This window comes from Anabaena sp. CCY 9402-a, assembly GCF_963920945.1.
Lineage (GTDB): Bacteria > Cyanobacteriota > Cyanobacteriia > Cyanobacteriales > Nostocaceae > Trichormus > Trichormus minutissimus.
In genome coordinates, this window is the sequence record NZ_CAWUDL010000044.1 from 42,005 (window position 1) to 57,874 (window position 15,870).

Here is a 15,870-nt window from a genome sequence, read left to right on the forward strand (position 1 = left end):
TGCCTTAATCACAATCATGGAAAAAATCATAAACATAAGAATTACTTCATCACCCATCGAATTTGTCATCGCCATGACAGATTATTACTATGAGTTAAATATTCAAATTATTAATAAACTTAACAAATCGAATAACTATGGTCTTAAATATTCAATATAAATACTTTGGTTAAGGCTTTAAGGTTCAATGAAAATTTTCACCAACTAAATTTTATTGAATTTTTAATAACCTTTTCTAAGCTCATTACGAACAAAATCATCAAAATATTTATGAAATATTTATCTAATGAAGAAGTAAAATTAAGCTCCAATTAATAGCTGAAAATAGCTTCTGATTGGGTGCAAAGTCTAAATATGGATGTGGGCAATTATTCCAGTAAGAATATTTTTCCTGCTGAATAAATAACTAGGTAGCAAATGCAAAATAAACAGGACACATCCAGGGGAGACTTAAGCCAAACATCTCAACGATTCAAGTGGGAAAAGAGCCAATATGCCTTATACAATTCCTAACAAAAATTGCGTTGGATGTGACAACTGCCGTCCCCAATGTCCTACGGGTGCAATCAAAATAGAAGGCAATCAATATTGGATAGATCCTTGTCTTTGTAATAATTGTGAAGGCTATTATCCTGAACCGCAATGTGTAATAGCTTGTCCAACCAAATCTCCTATTCCGTGGCAGGCGAAGAAGGGGAGATGCAAAATAGAACCGAGAGATGCTACCAGTTCAGACTTGTTTTCTAATGGCAAGAATAACCCATTTGCTTCTGCGATCGCTATTTGGGAAGCTTGCAACCTATTAGCGCAGCGTACATCCCTCAATTGGGAACAGGATGAAGCAGGCTATCTCTGTTATAGCAGACAAGTTAATCAAGGACGGGGTGCGATCGCCTTTCACATCCAAGATCCATTTAAAGTCAGCGAACACGCCAAAGATATTAGTGCAATTGAGACTCTGGATATTCGCGCCGCTTGTATCCATCTTATTTTTGCTGCTCATGCTACAGCCTTAGATCAACCTTGGGCGCAAGAATTTGCCATTGACGAACGACAACTAGAGAAATATTTAGGACTGGAGAAACGCAAGGACCTAAGTAAAATTGCCAAACTTTCCTTAATGAAAAACCTTGTACTGCAAGCTTGTTCACTGATTATTTCCCTCGACTGGCCCCAACAAGGTCGAGTCCAGGGGTTTTCAGTTAAAAATAGTCGCTTGTGGCACTTAGTTAACATTCAACACCACTTTCAAGAAGATGACCTGGGATGCAAATATCTCATTGGACTAACTTTTAAAATCCGCGCCGGGATATGGTCTCAATATTTCTTGAATAAACAAGGGTGTAAAGAACGTAGTTCATTCTACCAATATGGTAGTCTGCCCAAAACTGTCTTAACCACAGTCATGAGCATTTGGCAGCAACATGAAGGCGCAGTTAGGCTAATGCTGTGGTTGCTGTTTAAAACTAAAATGGGTAAGGAACAACGCATCACTGTTCCTACCTTGCTCCGCATCGCCTATGGAGAAGAAAAAGTCTCCCTAGCTTCCCGACACAGAGAAGAACGCAAACGTCTATTACGGACATTTGAAAGCGATTTGGAAATTCTCAACCATCATGGCATTAAACCCGTCTTCGACCCCATTACCTATCCCCTAGAAATTCAACCCCTCTGGGCAAAGTTAATGGATATTCCCGAAGATCCTGATGAAGCATTGGAATTTTGGATTAATGATGCTGGTGGCGAAACCCGCCTCACCGACACCGGCCCCCGTGGTAAGTGGAATCTCTTAATGAATGCACGGATTTTAGCTTTTGAATTACCCCCAGAATGGGAACGCCAAATCTCAGAATCAGAAAAAAAGCAACGGCGCACCGCTAGAGTCAGACGTAAATCTCCCACCACAGATGACTTAGTTGGTGAGCAGATTTTACAGGCGCGAAAAACATTAAATCTCTCTCAACGAGAATTAGCCAAGCTCACAGGTAAAAGCCAAAGCTGGATTCGAGATGTCGAAAATGGTCGCTTAAAAGTCAAGCTAGAAGACCAAGCAATCTTACGTAAAGTGCTAAATATTGCTTAATGTTAGCGTTACCTGAAACTCAAGTAGAGACGTAGCATCGCTACGTCTCTACTTTTTCACCAGATATCTATTAGTTATTTTTGCTAGTCAAACTACTAGGATTAATATTAATCAATGGTAGTGAACCATTGCCACCCATAACCATTGGGAACTTGCCATCCCATTTTTCTATTGCTTGCTTTTGCAATAACTCCGGCGTTAAAGTTAGCCTTTGTAATCTTTGCGCCTCAGCTTGACCTTTAGCACGGTTAACATCAGCTTGAGCTTCTTGAGTTGCTTTTTTGGCAATAAATTCTGCTTGTTTAGCTTCTTGTTCGGCAATCTGTTTAGATTCAATGGCTCTACTAAATTCTGGAGAAAAAGAAAAATTTACTAGAGAAACATCATCGACTATTAAACCGTAAGCCTGAAGTCTATTTTTTAAATTATTATCAATTTCCTCCTTCAATTCTGTTCTGCGGGTGATAATTTCTTCTGCTGTTTTTTTTGCAGTTGCAGCCTTTAAAACCTCAGATACAGCCGGAGTGATGATGCTGGTCACTATTTGTTGTTGATCTCCGACTTGTTGAAACACTCTATTGACTTTACTGGGGTCAACGTGCCAGTTGATAGCCAATTCTGTTTTCAGTTGTTGGAGGTCTTTAGAAGCCGCATCAGCTTGAAAGGTATTTTGTTGCACGCGCACACTAATTCTTTTAACCGATGTGACAAGGGGCATAATCGTATGCAGTCCTTCATCTAAAACCTGATCTTGGACTTTACCAAATTGCATCAATACACCACGTTCACCCGCATTTACAATTGTAAATGGACGGAGCATTATAGCTAAAAACAAGAAGAATATCCCTCCAGTTAAATAAAAACCATATTTGAATTTACCATTAGAGGTATTTGGAATATTACGCATATTTTTATTCTCCTTATGCAATAATTGTCTATCGAGATGAATCTCAGCATCAATGACTGCGGACTAGCAAATCATTACAAATTTTTACAAATTGCTGTCAATCATTGGGATTTAGCTTTTGGGAATAATAAGTCAAAAATTTGTAGTAGTTTGGGGGTAATATCTCGCAGAGTCTCCCTCATAAATTGACCAGGATGCGTGTTCATCTTCTATCAGAAAGTACAAACAAATTAAAATTAATGACAACTGTAGATACACAGTTATCATTAGCTTTTTTAGAAAAAAGCTTTTAACTATTACTTAAAAATATGAAGATTTATCAACCCCATGCTTGGCCTCAGAGTTTGGCAGGAGCGATCGCTATTCAAGAAGAATTACGGAATCAAGTAATTGTACAGGATGAATTGCCGCAACAGGTAAAATACGTTGCTGGTGTCGATATGGGTTTTGAAGCCGATGGTACTATTAGCCGTGCAGCAGTGGCGGTGCTGAGTTTTCCTGAGTTGCAAGTCATCGAAACCCAATTAGCATACCGTCCTACTACATTTCCTTACATTCCTGGTTTTTTATCATTTCGAGAAATACCAGCAATACTTGATGCCTTAGAAAAAATTCAAACCACACCAGATATTATCTTGTGTGATGGTCAGGGAATCGCTCATCCCCGTAGGTTAGGTATAGCAAGTCACCTAGGAGTCATCATCAACATACCAACCATTGGGGTCGCAAAATCCTTACTTATTGGTAAACATGAAGAGTTACCAGACACCAAAGGTAGTTGGCAACCATTAATACATCACGGTGAAACTATTGGTGCAGTTTTAAGAACTCGCGCCGGAGTAAAACCTGTGTATGTTTCCAGTGGGCATAAAATCAGTTTACCCACGGCTATTGACTACGTATTACGTTGCACACCAAAATATCGGTTGCCAGAAACTACTCGCATCGCTGATAAATTAGCATCTGATAGGTGACAGGTTACAGGTTACAGGTGATAGGGGTGACAAACAGGAGTTACGCAAAAAAGGCTTATTTTAATGTTTGCGATCGCCAAACCTTGATTTTTCTTGTGAGTACCTAGGTAATAATAGTAACAACTCATCGTATTATTTTGTTGAACTTTGTTCTAAAAACTTGCTTACTAACGCTCAATCGTGTTAGGAATCGCACAGAAAGTAGTTGAAGTAGCTAAATACGAGTTACCCAAGTTGGAACAATGAACGCACTTACTTTACAGTGGCATGATGCTGGTCAAAACAAAACTCAGCAAATTTACGAACAACAGCCAAGTAAAAATCCTGGCACTGTCCGCATTGGTAGAGATCCACTCCAGTGTGACATTGTTTTGACAAACCCAACTGTATCTGGGCTGCATATAGAAGTATTTTTTAATTCTCAGCAGCAAAGTTTTTATATCAGAAATTTGCGATCGCAAAATCCTCCCCTTATAGACGGACAACAACTCATCCAAGGAGAAAGACCTCTAAATCAAGGTAGCATCATCTACTTGGGACAAGCACAACTCCAAGTTACTGCTGTGAATATTAATACTATTGCAGCCACAATTTTAGCTCCACCCCAACCACCAGTGCATCAAAATCGCCAATTCACACCCCCTGTACAACAACAGCCACCAGTGCATCAAAATCGTCAAGTTACAGCCCCTCTGCAACAACAGCCACCAGTGCCTCAACAACAGCCAGTCACACCCCATATACATAACCATCCACCAACACCAGCACAAGGAAATTACGGCTTAGAGTGTCCTAGATGCCACAAAATATCCCCAATTGAAAATTTACACATAGGGTGTCATTGGTGTGGTACATCTTTAGCGGCGGCGGTGAGTGTATTAGTAGCACCAGGGAATTAAATCAATTCGCAATTCGTAATTCGTAATTCGTAATTACGTGTTGTAACGACTAAAAAATAAAACAACATTAATTTAAGCTCACAGATAAATCTGGGGGTAGTTAATTTTGAATTTTGAATTTTGAATTTTAAATTCGGAGCGCAGCGACGTGACTAACCTACAAATTCAATTGACTTGGGAAGACCCAACAACGGGGGAACGGCGAGAACCAACGTTAAATGTGCCGATAGCTTTTGGTCGAGAATTTGCTCGTTTGCCTGCGGAAGTGGACGGACAGCGCGTTGCGCGAATGTTGTTCAATAGTAATGAAATCTCTCGTTACCATGCTTTGATTACCTGGGAAAACAATCAATTTGTAGTGATTGACCAAGGCAGTGTGAATGGTGTGCTTGTTAATGGTCAACGCCAACCGCGTAGTGTTCTCAATAATGGTGATACGCTGCAAATTGGCCCCTATATAATGATGGTGACTTTGGGTAACAATGCCAGTCCACAAATCACCAGTCTCCCTTCTTTAATTCAATTTAATCCTCATACTAATATCCCCGATCCGAGCTTACCGCCAGCTCGTCCTGTTACACCTTTAGGAAGTAATTTTCCCCCACGGGCATTTCAAGCTGAACAACAGATTGTTGTCCAAGCACTCCACGCGACAGGTTTACCTGTAGATGAATATGATTTTTTGGCAGTTGGGGGAGGACTAGGGAGTTTTATCTGGTCTGATTTACTGCGAATTAGCGGTGTACGTGCAGAAAAAATTGCGGCTTTGGGATTAGAACCAGAACCTTATGCTCGTTATAAGCGGCTGTGTTTGAATTCCCAAATTCCTCTATATGAAAGACTGCGGTCTAATTCTGATTCGTGTCCTGATAATATTTGGGGTTGGCCTAGCTATGCTTGGCGAGAAGCTTGGCACGACTTAACTAAAGGTAAGCCAAACACAGCATTGCGGTACTTATGGCAAGTATTTGGAGAACCAACCTTTGCGGAAACTTATACTCCCCGTGCAACCAATGTTTTTGATTCTATTGACAGAGAAGCCAAACGGATTGGCTGGAGTCAAATTTATCGTTATGGACGAGTCAGAGCAATTCGCAAAACCGATGATGGTAGATATTGTGTAGCCTATTCTCGTGGACAAGGTAATCACGCTTTTGTCGTTTGTCGTTATATACATTTAGCTACTGGGTATCCAGCAATTCAGTTTCTCGATGATTTGCAGGCTTATAGAGAAAAATATCAAGATTTTAAATCCGTCGTGAATGCTTATGAAGTACACGACCATGTATATGAGCAATTAGAACGCCAAGGTGGAACTGTATTAATTCGGGGACGGGGAATTGTAGCTTCGCGGATTGTGCAGCGCATTTATGAAGCCAGACGCAAAAATCCCAATATTACAGTTTTGCATTTAATGCGATCGCCTAAACCCCAAGGCAATACATTCCAAAAAGCCACACGGCTAGTCAAAAATCATTACGAATTTCAACCCTTCAACTGGCCCAAATCCTGTTGGAGTGGTGAACTGCGAGTCATGCTAGAAAAAGCCACACCAGACGAACGCAAACGCTTACTCTCAGACTGGGGTGGTACAACCACCGCCGACCGTCTAGACTGGCAGCAAATTACTGAAAATGGCTTAAAAGAAGGTTGGTATCAAATCACCTTCGGGGAGGTATTGACAGTAGAAAGGGACGCACAAAACCGCACTATCAGCCAAATCCAAGAGAAAGGCTTTGGTCAAATGAAATTAGTGGCTGATTTTATTGTTGATGCCACTGGTTTAGATGCCAAAGTGCAAGCCAATCCTCTATTAGATGATTTGGTGAAGCATTACAATCTACCTCTAAACTATCTGGGACGCTTGGCTGTCGCCAATAACTTTGAAATCCCCGAAATGCGAAATGCTAAAGGTCAAATGTATGTAGCCGGGGCAATTACCCTCGGTGGCCCCTATGCAGCCGTTGATAGTTTCCTCGGTTTGCAATACTCCGCCTTAGTCGCCGTCGATGGACTCGCCTCCGCCCGTGCGCCAGGAGTCCATCGTTTAAATCCCTTCAGTTCTTTTGGACAGTGGTTGAAGTGGGTGTCGAATCAATCACCATCATGAGTGCTGAGTAATGAGTAATGAGTAATGAGTTGTGAGTGAAGTCATTTAATTTTGACTTTTAACTTTTGACTTGATTTGTCCCCAGTCCCTAATCCCGATGAATGAAAATCTAGATAACCCATTCCAAAGACTGAAAGTTCGCTACCTGTTTTGGCAGTTTTTGCTGATATCTTTTGGTATTGGCTTAGTACAAGGCTTAGTGCAGGAGGGTAGCGGACAAAAATTAAATAGTCAAGCTTCAATACTAGTTCTCTACATCCTGATATTTTGTTCATTGTCTCTCTGGACACTCGCAGACTTTAAGCGCACAGGCGTTAACCTTAAATATTTAATGGGAAGTGTCCCCAAGAACTATAAATGGTTCTCGACATTAGGTTTGGTTTTGTTGATGATTTTATTTTCCATTAGTGCTTATCTAGTGTCGTTTTCCCTTTTATCATGGGTTGCACCTAATTTCATCGAAGCCTTACTCAAGCAAGTTGCCAACAATCCTGCGCCTCGTAGCTCTGCACCGCTATTTTACAATCTGCTGGGAGCGATCGCTTACGTAGTTATTGCCCCCATCACCGAGGAATTTATCTTTCGCGGCTTTATCTTACAGCGTTGGGCCGCTAAATGGGGTCTTCGTTCCGCTTTGGTAGTTTCGTCAATCTTATTTGGAGTTTTACACGCCAACTTTTTAGGATTATCTGTATTTGGCCTTGTCATGGGGGTTTTGTACATCAAAACCCGGTCGTTAATTGTACCCATTGCCTGCCATGCCTGGAATAATTTATTAGCATCGGGCATGGGATTTTTATCTGGTGGTGCTGAAACAACAACGACATCAGCCGTCAACACTTTGGAACAATTGCGTTCTGGTTGGTGGGTAGGAGTCTTGTTGATGTCAGTCTCATTACCTTTCTTGCTGCGCTTCCTCATACGGAATTGGCCGCGCAAAGACGCAGTAGTTCCATATTTAATTAATGCCAATACCGCATATAGGTAAAATTTTGGCGGAAAAAATAAAAAAATATACTGTTTAATGGTGTAGAAATGTATAGAATCTTGTAAAGATATAAGATAAATTTTTTTAAGATGCAAACATTACCAGTTCCTTCCTCAATGCAGCTGTCTTTATCACCAAATCAATGTCAGCCTTTGAAGATTGTCGCACTGGGGGATAGTTTAATATACGGCTTTGGCGACCCTGAAAAGGGGGGCTGGGTAGAACAATTGCGGCGATCGTGGATGTTGCCAAATAGTTCTGGTCATGTCCTGTACAATTTGGGAGTAAGAGGCGATCGCACCCAGCAAGTAGCACAAAGATTAGAAGTAGAATTTCGCCATCGCGGTGAACTGCGAAATCGTGTCCCCGACTTAATTATCCTCTCTGTAGGGGTAAATGATTCACCACGCCTAGGCCGTCCCAATGGCAAAAACTATACAGACTTTGCTGTATTTGAGTCAGAAATCGCTACACTATTAGACCAAGCACAGCAACTTTGTCCTGTATTATTTGTGGGCGTAGTTCCCGTCAATGAAGCTAAAATGCCTTTTCTAGATTGTTTGTACTACAATCATGTCGATCAATACCGCTACAAAGAAGCCACTAAAATAGCTTGTACCCAACGGCAAATTCCCTATTTAGATATTTTTGATCGCTGGATGGCACGCGGTGATACTTGGTGCAAGCATCACTTAAGTGAAGATGGCCTTCATCCCAATACCCTAGGTTATCAAGCTTTGTTAGAAGATGTTGTTAATTGGGAAGCACTAGCAACCTATCACCCTCGACTTGAGTACCAATTAGAACTATCCTAGAAAAGCAATACCCACATCTCTTATACAGACGCGATCCATCGCATCTCCTCTAATCAGCCATCAGCACGCTTATGACTCCAACTTTGTTCGGTCGTTGGCAAACTCGGTTATTATTACTATCTACTGTCGGTGTCCTAGTATCTCTACCCTTTGCAATGGGTTTAATTGGCGGCCCTCCTGATTCTATCTATTTTTGGATACTTGGCTATGTTGCGATTTTCGGTTTAGGGTGGGATGTACTTTATAACTATCTGCAAAAGTTCCGTTGGGATAGGGACTGGCCAGCTGCCTATCAACTCCTGGCTGGTATTTGGGAATTAGTATTTGTTTTTTGTGGAGTCAAAATTTTTGGCTTTTTACCAGCACCTATACCCAAAGATTCTATAGACTTAGATGCTTTTGTATTACATTACAGCGTCGTTTGGTTATCAGTATTTATAGCTTCTCAAAGCATCATGCGAATTTTATTTCCCCGTTCACGATTCCGAGGAGGACAATGGTTGTGAACCAATTCACAACAATGCTCCGCCCCGCTACAAAAAAATGGCGAAGGTATTGTTAATAGGAAAAAGTGCTGAGTTAACAGTGCTGTTAGCGGAAGCGGGGCTTTGAGCAGCTTACTCTTCTCCTTACTCAACACACAGCACTCAACACTCGGCACTCAGCACTCAGCACTCAGCACTCAGCACTCAACACACAGCACTCAACACTCGGCACTCAGCACTCAATCAAGTCAATGATAAGCATCCATTGGTAGACAAGAACAAACGAAATTTCTGTCACCAAAAGCCGCGTCAATTCTGCCGACACTCGGCCAGAATTTATGTTCGCGTGTCCACGGTGCAGGATAGGCGGCTTGTTCACGAGAATAGGAATGATTCCACTCGCCAGCGATGAGACTTGCGGCTGTGTGGGGTGCGTTTTTTAAGAGATTATCTTCAGCATCCATCTTACCTGACTCAATTTCCGCGATTTCTTGGCGAATTGCCATCAGCGCATCACAAAAACGGTCTAATTCTGCCTTCGATTCGCTTTCTGTGGGTTCAACCATGATTGTCCCCGCGACAGGCCAGGAGACAGTCGGAGCATGGAAACCATAGTCCATCAGGCGTTTAGCGATATCATCAATTTCGATATTGGCAGATTTTTTGAGGGCGCGCAAATCTAAAATACATTCATGGGCAACTAAACCATTCTGCCCTTTGTACAACACTGGATAGTAGGTTGCCAATTTCTTTGCGATGTAGTTGGCGTTGAGAATTGCCACTTTGGTAGCTTCCGTCAACCCATCTGCACCCATCATGACAATATACATCCAAGAAATCACCAAAATACTAGCACTTCCCCAAGGTGCAGCAGCCACAGCACCAAGTTGGGAATTGGACATTGCATTCTTCCTAGTCCCCAACACCGGATGTCCCGGTAAAAATGGGACAAGATGGGACGCAACACCAATTGGCCCCATACCTGGGCCGCCGCCACCGTGGGGAATACAGAAGGTTTTATGTAAGTTCAGGTGACACACATCTGCACCAATATCACCAGGGCGACAAATACCCACTTGGGCGTTCATATTTGCCCCATCCATATAGACTTGGCCGCCGTGACTATGAACTACCGCGCAGATTTCCTGAATTGCTTCCTCAAATACGCCGTGAGTTGAGGGATAAGTCACCATTAAAGCTGCCAGTTCATGGCTATGTTTTTCTGCTTTGGCTTTTAAGTCCGCAACGTCAATATTACCGTTAGCATCACAGGCGACTGCTACCACCTTCATCCCACACATTACCGCACTAGCCGGATTTGTACCGTGGGCTGAGGTGGGAATTAAACAAACGTTCCGGTGCGCTTCTTCCCGGCTGTCGTGATATTGACGAATCACCAAAAGTCCTGTGTATTCCCCTTGCGAACCTGCATTGGGTTGCAGGGAAACTCCCGCAAAGCCTGTGATTTCTCCTAACCACGCCTCTAATTGTTGGAACAGAATTTGATAACCCCGTGTTTGATATGCTGGCGCAAAGGGGTGTATCTTGCCAAATTCCTCCCATGTCACCGGAATCATTTCGGCTGTGGCGTTTAACTTCATGGTACAAGAACCCAAGGGAATCATCGATGTCGTGAGAGATAAGTCCTTAGTTTCTAACTTATGGAGATAACGCAATAACTCTGTTTCGGAATGATAGCAGTTGAAAACGGGGTGAGTTAGGTAGCTGCTAGTACGAGGGAAGGGGAGATGAGACGCAGATGTTAATTCTGCGGCGGTGAAGGGTAAGTTATCAGTCAAAGCAAAAATTTGCCAGAGTTCAATGACTTCTTCTAAGGTGGTGGTTTCATCTAAAGAGATGCCGACAGCAGTATCATTGAAAACACGCAAATTAATATTTCTGGCTTGGCAACCCGCAAGAATAGCTTCTAGGTTTTGTGTTCCTAACTCTACCTGCAAAGTATCAAAGAAATTTTCTGAATTAATCTTGTAACCCAGACGCTTTAATCCTGCTGCCAGGATAGCAGTTAGCCGATGAATATTCTCGGCAATATTTTTTAGTCCCTCTGACCCATGATAGACGGCGTACATACTCGCTATCACTGCTAGTAACACCTGTGCAGTACAAATATTACTGGTGGCTTTTTCCCGGCGGATATGTTGTTCACGAGTTTGCAAAGCTAGACGCAAAGCTGTTTTACCGTGGACATCTTTAGACACACCCACAATGCGCCCTGGAACTTGCCGCTTGTATTCTTCCTTAGTCGCAAAGTATGCCGCATGAGGGCCGCCAAAACCCAAGGGAACACCGAAGCGTTGGGTGCTACCGACAGCAATATCAGCCCCAAATTCACTGGGAGGGGTGAGTAGAGTTAAACTTAAGGGATCTGCTGCTACCGTGACCAATGCACCCTGAGCATGAGCTTTTTCTATAAAAGCGCGGTAGTCGTAGATAGTACCATCACTAGCGGGATATTGCAGAACTGCCCCGAAAATTGGTTGAGCAAAATCAAAGGTCTGATGATCACCGATAATAATTTCAATGCCTAAAGGTTTCGCCCGTGTTTGCAAGACATTGATAGTTTGGGGATGACAATCACGGGAAACAAAATAGGCATGGGCTTTATTTTTACACACGCCGTAACTCATCGTCATCGCTTCGGCGGCGGCTGTAGCTTCATCTAATAATGAAGCGTTGGCAATTTCCAAACCCGTTAAATCAATAATCATGGTTTGGAAATTTAGCAGTGCTTCAAGTCGCCCTTGGGCTATTTCTGGCTGATAAGGGGTGTAAGCTGTATACCAACCAGGGTTTTCCAGGATATTACGCCCAATCACAGGGGGGGTAATACAGTCGTAATATCCCATACCAATGTATGAACGAAACACTTGGTTTTTTGCGGCAATTTGTTTTAACTTTGCCAGTGCTGCGTACTCAGTTTGTGCGGCTGGTAACTGTAGCGGTTGATTCAGCCTGATTCCCGTCGGTACTGTTTTATCAATCAAATCATCTAGGCTAGATAATCCCAACACCTCAAGCATTTGCTGGATGTCTTGAGAATTTACGCCTATATGCCTTTGTATAAAATTATCTTTTTTATCTAGTGAAGGGTGAAAGCGATCGCCTTCGGTGGGGCGTAGCTCATCGCTAGACTGAGAAATAGAGGCAAACGATACCACAAACTTAATACTCCAGATATAACTAATTAATATTTTGCAACAAATACTCTTGACAGGTCGGAGTAGTCTATTGATTTATTGATAATTTCATCACTTTGTGGTGGGGAGTGGGCAATTCAATTTTGGATTTACGTTAGCGTACAAGTATTTTGGATTGGGTTTCAATCTAAAATCCCAAATCCGTCTTGAAAAGTTGAGCCACTGCGTTGGACGGGTTTCCCGGCTTGTAGCAAGTGGCGTTCCTAGGTTGGGAAACCCGCCTACAGAACTTTCCGCAAAATCTAAAATTCCCAGTCCCCAGTCCCCTATTCCCCTTCCACCTCAGCGCGATACTCGTCCGCAGTCAACGCATCATTTACATCATCAGGGTCATTGACGCGCAATTTTAAGAACCAGCCTTCACCGTAGGGATCATCTGCAACGGCTTCGGGGGATTCAATCAAAGCTTCATTGCGTTCTATAACTGTGCCGGTTATTGGTGCATTCAAGTCTTCGACAGCTTTGACTGATTCAATTGAACCAAAGGTATCACCCTTGGTAATCAGATCACCAATTTCTGGCAATTCCAAAAATACCACGTCACCTAATTGGTCTACGGCAAATTCTGTAATGCCGATAGTGGCGATTTCGCCATCTAGCCGCACATATTCATGAGTATCCAGATATTTTAAATCTTGAGGGTATTCAAACGACGACATCTCTCTTCCTCTGCAATATCAAAACAATCGCTCTAACGGTAATTTAGATCACACTAAGCAAGTAAGCTTGAGTATCTTACAACACATTTAGCAGGCCAACCCCTTTGGGGAATTCAAAATTCAAAATTAAAATCCTCTACTTTTAAGTATGGGGATTTTAACGGCTGTAAAATTTGGTCAAAATAAGTCAATAGTCATTAGTCATCCTCCCTTGTCCCAGTCCCCCAGTTAATTAATTTTGACTTTTGACTTGATTTGTCTCCACTCCCTAAACCTTGTTTTTCGACTTATAAAAGGGACGTTTAACTACATTTGCTGGGTATGCCTTACCACGAATTTCTACTTCTAGTTGCTGTCCCACCTTCGAGAGTTGGGCGGGAACGTAAGCTAAAGCTACGGGATAACCCAGTGTAGGCGATAGAGTACCACTAGTAACTTCTCCTACTACTTTACCGTCTGCAATCACTGGATAGCCGTGACGGGCAATGTTACGTCCTTGGGTTTGTAAACCTACGAGTCGGCGTTGCACTCCGGCGGCTTTTTGTTGTTCTAAAATTGCCCGACCAATAAAATCTCCTTTGGTATCGAAATGAACTAGCCAACCTAACCCAGCCTCTAGGGGTGTGGTCGTGTCGTCGATATCTTGTCCGTAAAGTGCCATTGCTGCTTCTAAGCGTAGGGTGTCTCTCGCGCCCAATCCGCAGGGGGTGACACCAGCATTAGAGAGACTACGCCATAACTCTACCCCTACATCTGGGTCTAGTAATACTTCAAAGCCATCTTCCCCGGTGTAACCTGTGCGGGCAATAAAGGCGGGTTTACCTAGTATTGTGGTTTGGAGGTGTCCAAAAGCTTTGATTGGTTGTAAGTCTTCTTGGACAAAGGGTTGCAGATATTTGATGGCTTTTGGCCCTTGGACAGCGATTAAAACTTTTTCTGGTGAAAGGTCTTGAAACTTGACCTCGTTTTGGTCAAGGTGCTGTAATAACCATGCTTTATCTTTGGTGGTGGTGGCTGCATTGACGATGATGAATACCTGTTGTGTACCAGTGGAATCTTCTCCTTGGTAGTAGACGATGATGTCATCAATGATTCCCCCTTGGGGGTTTAATAATACAGTGTATTGGGCTTGACCTGGTTGCAAACGACTCAAGTCTGAAGGTACTAAACCCTGGAGTTGAGAAATCAGGTTTTTACCTTGGAGGGTAAATTTACCCATGTGGGAAATATCAAACATCCCAGCGTTATTTCTCACCGCTTCGTGTTCGCGCGAAATACCGCTATATTGCACCGGCATTTCCCAACCACCAAAGCTGGTAAAGCGGGCTTTGAGTTTTACACCCTGTTGATATAAAGGGGTTCGCGCTAAGGTTTCGGCAGTTTCTTGTTGATTAGCCACAGGTAGTTTTGCTTATGCGATCGCACTTCAATATATATCCTACTTCTATGGGGATTGGGAATTGGAGGCTAAAAACTGTATTGTTACTCCCCATTCCCCACTCAGCACCGGCTAAACGCCGCGCTACCGCTAACAGCACTCAACACTCAACACTCAACACTCAACGCTCAACACTCAACACTCAACACTCAACGCTCCCATCTGATGTTTAATATTGAATGAGAGTGTTGAGTTTTGTTAAGAAGAAATTATGAAATATTGGCAAGTGCTAGCTAGTTTTGTCTTAGCTATGGTTTTATTTTTGTGTCCTCTGTCGGCGGAGGCTGCTAGTTCGTCTAGCATTACCCGTTCGGCTGGTGATGAACTTCAAGCCAAGGATTTTACTGGTCAAAGTTTAGTTGGTGCTGAGTTTACTAATGTAGATTTAAAGAATGCTAACTTTAGCAATGCTGACCTACGCGGTGGGGTGTTTAACGGTACTGTGTTGGAGGGCGTAAATCTGCATGGTGTAGATTTCAGTAATGGTATTGCTTATCTAGCCCAGTTTAAGAATACTGATTTAAGTGATGCAGTGTTAACAGATGCCATGATGCTGCGTTCTATTTTTAATAATGTTGATGTCACTGGCGCAGATTTCACGAATGCCGTTTTAGATGGTGTGCAGGTGAAAAAACTCTGTATTAAAGCTAGTGGTGTAAATTCTAAAACTGGTGTTGATACTCGCGAGTCTTTAGGTTGTAAGTAGAACTTATTTCATATTAGCAGAACCCCGTTTTCTTGAAGAAGACGGGGTTTTGATTTGTGAATTATTTATTGCTGGAGTTTAGACTAGTACAGCACGGCATAAATAAACCACCCATTCCAAATCAACAAAACCCTTATGCTGTCTTCATTTTGAGTTTTGACTTCCGCCTTGTGGTACTAGTTCCTGGTGCGAAACTAGTCTAAACTCCAGATTAAACAGTTATTGGGATATATTCGGCGTTGAGTGAGCGCAAAACTGTACAGTAAACCTTAAATTTGTAGTGACGTGGCAAGGCTAAAGTTTTGCATTAGATGTAGCGACTGTCTTAAAAGTCAAGCGATCGTTGGGTTAAGCGCAGCGCAACCCAACATGAATCTCGAAAACTCAACATAGATGTTAGTGTTGGGTTTCCTTGCGTCAACGCAAGTGTCACAATTGGTAGTTGGTGCGTGACGCTATAAGTCTCATGACTACGTTCAAATATTCTCGCTGCGTCACGCACCCTACAGAAAAAATATGCCAGTTGCGTAAGTCCTATTTAGGGCTTGCTGAAAAAGTCATTCCAAGGCAAGAGAAAAATTGACTCCG

General features: G+C 42.6%; 14 protein-coding genes. 10 read left to right on the forward strand and 4 right to left on the reverse strand.

What is annotated here, in order from left to right; genetic code table 11:
• Positions 1-493: 493 nt before the first annotated feature.
• Positions 494-2,083, forward strand: a complete 1,590-nt coding sequence (locus tag ACM0OR_RS17100) for a helix-turn-helix domain-containing protein (protein WP_414577608.1) — start codon at positions 494-496, stop codon at positions 2,081-2,083.
• A gap of 70 nt (positions 2,084-2,153) precedes the next feature.
• Here ACM0OR_RS17100 and ACM0OR_RS17105 read toward each other — a convergent pair whose 3' ends face one another.
• Positions 2,154-2,990 (reverse strand): prohibitin family protein, encoded by an 837-nt coding sequence (locus ACM0OR_RS17105; RefSeq protein WP_414577610.1) that lies wholly within the window; start codon positions 2,988-2,990, stop codon positions 2,154-2,156.
• 308 nt (positions 2,991-3,298) lie between these two features.
• Between ACM0OR_RS17105 and nfi the strand changes: the two genes are divergently transcribed.
• The 6 genes from nfi to ACM0OR_RS17135 all read left to right on the forward strand — a co-directional run bounded on the left by nfi (position 3,299) and on the right by ACM0OR_RS17135 (position 9,282).
• Positions 3,299-3,964 (forward strand): deoxyribonuclease V, encoded by a 666-nt coding sequence (gene nfi / locus ACM0OR_RS17110; protein WP_323268638.1) that lies wholly within the window; start codon positions 3,299-3,301, stop codon positions 3,962-3,964.
• A gap of 242 nt (positions 3,965-4,206) precedes the next feature.
• Entirely contained in the window at positions 4,207-4,863 is a 657-nt protein-coding gene (locus ACM0OR_RS17115) for an FHA domain-containing protein (protein ID WP_414577611.1), read from the forward strand.
• Positions 4,864-5,011: 148 nt separating this feature from the next.
• Positions 5,012-6,973: an FHA domain-containing protein gene (locus tag ACM0OR_RS17120; protein ID WP_414577613.1), complete on the forward strand. Its 1,962-nt coding sequence runs from the start codon at positions 5,012-5,014 to the stop codon at positions 6,971-6,973.
• A gap of 97 nt (positions 6,974-7,070) precedes the next feature.
• Positions 7,071-7,961: a lysostaphin resistance A-like protein gene (locus tag ACM0OR_RS17125; RefSeq protein ID WP_414577615.1), complete on the forward strand. Its 891-nt coding sequence runs from the start codon at positions 7,071-7,073 to the stop codon at positions 7,959-7,961.
• An 89-nt stretch (positions 7,962-8,050) separates the two neighbouring features.
• On the forward strand, positions 8,051-8,776 hold the full coding sequence (locus ACM0OR_RS17130; RefSeq protein ID WP_323268642.1) for a GDSL-type esterase/lipase family protein: 726 nt from the start codon (positions 8,051-8,053) through the stop codon (positions 8,774-8,776).
• 71 nt (positions 8,777-8,847) lie between these two features.
• Entirely contained in the window at positions 8,848-9,282 is a 435-nt protein-coding gene (locus ACM0OR_RS17135; protein ID WP_414577617.1) for a hypothetical protein, read from the forward strand.
• A 227-nt stretch (positions 9,283-9,509) separates the two neighbouring features.
• On the opposite strand, the gene gcvP is transcribed toward ACM0OR_RS17135, so the two are convergent.
• From gcvP to gcvT, 3 genes are all read right to left on the reverse strand, one after another.
• Positions 9,510-12,440 (reverse strand): aminomethyl-transferring glycine dehydrogenase, encoded by a 2,931-nt coding sequence (gene gcvP / locus ACM0OR_RS17140; RefSeq protein ID WP_414577619.1) that lies wholly within the window; start codon positions 12,438-12,440, stop codon positions 9,510-9,512.
• Positions 12,441-12,745: 305 nt separating this feature from the next.
• On the reverse strand, positions 12,746-13,138 hold the full coding sequence (gene gcvH, locus ACM0OR_RS17145) for a glycine cleavage system protein GcvH (protein ID WP_190703776.1): 393 nt from the start codon (positions 13,136-13,138) through the stop codon (positions 12,746-12,748).
• A 268-nt stretch (positions 13,139-13,406) separates the two neighbouring features.
• A complete protein-coding gene (gcvT, locus tag ACM0OR_RS17150; protein WP_414577620.1) occupies positions 13,407-14,537 on the reverse strand; it encodes a glycine cleavage system aminomethyltransferase GcvT in 1,131 nt (376 codons plus the stop codon).
• A 14-nt stretch (positions 14,538-14,551) separates the two neighbouring features.
• On the opposite strand from gcvT, the gene ACM0OR_RS17155 reads away from it, so the two are divergent.
• Genes ACM0OR_RS17155 through ACM0OR_RS17165 form a run of 3 tightly spaced genes read left to right on the forward strand, consistent with a single transcriptional unit; the run spans position 14,552 to position 15,485 of the window.
• Positions 14,552-14,749, forward strand: a complete 198-nt coding sequence (locus tag ACM0OR_RS17155; RefSeq protein ID WP_414577622.1) for a hypothetical protein — start codon at positions 14,552-14,554, stop codon at positions 14,747-14,749.
• 38 nt (positions 14,750-14,787) lie between these two features.
• Positions 14,788-15,282, forward strand: a complete 495-nt coding sequence (locus ACM0OR_RS17160; protein ID WP_414577623.1) for a pentapeptide repeat-containing protein — start codon at positions 14,788-14,790, stop codon at positions 15,280-15,282.
• Between the two features lie 56 nt (positions 15,283-15,338).
• Positions 15,339-15,485, forward strand: a complete 147-nt coding sequence (locus ACM0OR_RS17165; RefSeq protein WP_414577625.1) for a hypothetical protein — start codon at positions 15,339-15,341, stop codon at positions 15,483-15,485.
• Positions 15,486-15,870: the final 385 nt, after the last annotated feature.

Bases quoted from the DNA above. Each gene is read 5' to 3' on its own strand.
- ACM0OR_RS17100 (WP_414577608.1), top strand. From the start codon at position 494: ATGCCTTATACAATTCCTAACAAAAATTGCGTTGGATGTGACAACTGC.
- ACM0OR_RS17105 (WP_414577610.1), bottom strand. From the start codon at position 2,990: ATGCGTAATATTCCAAATACCTCTAATGGTAAATTCAAATATGGTTTT.
- nfi (WP_323268638.1), top strand. From the start codon at position 3,299: ATGAAGATTTATCAACCCCATGCTTGGCCTCAGAGTTTGGCAGGAGCG.
- ACM0OR_RS17115 (WP_414577611.1), top strand. From the start codon at position 4,207: ATGAACGCACTTACTTTACAGTGGCATGATGCTGGTCAAAACAAAACT.
- ACM0OR_RS17125 (WP_414577615.1), top strand. From the start codon at position 7,071: ATGAATGAAAATCTAGATAACCCATTCCAAAGACTGAAAGTTCGCTAC.
- ACM0OR_RS17130 (WP_323268642.1), top strand. From the start codon at position 8,051: ATGCAAACATTACCAGTTCCTTCCTCAATGCAGCTGTCTTTATCACCA.
- ACM0OR_RS17135 (WP_414577617.1), top strand. From the start codon at position 8,848: ATGACTCCAACTTTGTTCGGTCGTTGGCAAACTCGGTTATTATTACTA.
- gcvH (WP_190703776.1), bottom strand. From the start codon at position 13,138: ATGTCGTCGTTTGAATACCCTCAAGATTTAAAATATCTGGATACTCAT.
- ACM0OR_RS17155 (WP_414577622.1), top strand. From the start codon at position 14,552: ATGCGATCGCACTTCAATATATATCCTACTTCTATGGGGATTGGGAAT.
- ACM0OR_RS17160 (WP_414577623.1), top strand. From the start codon at position 14,788: ATGAAATATTGGCAAGTGCTAGCTAGTTTTGTCTTAGCTATGGTTTTA.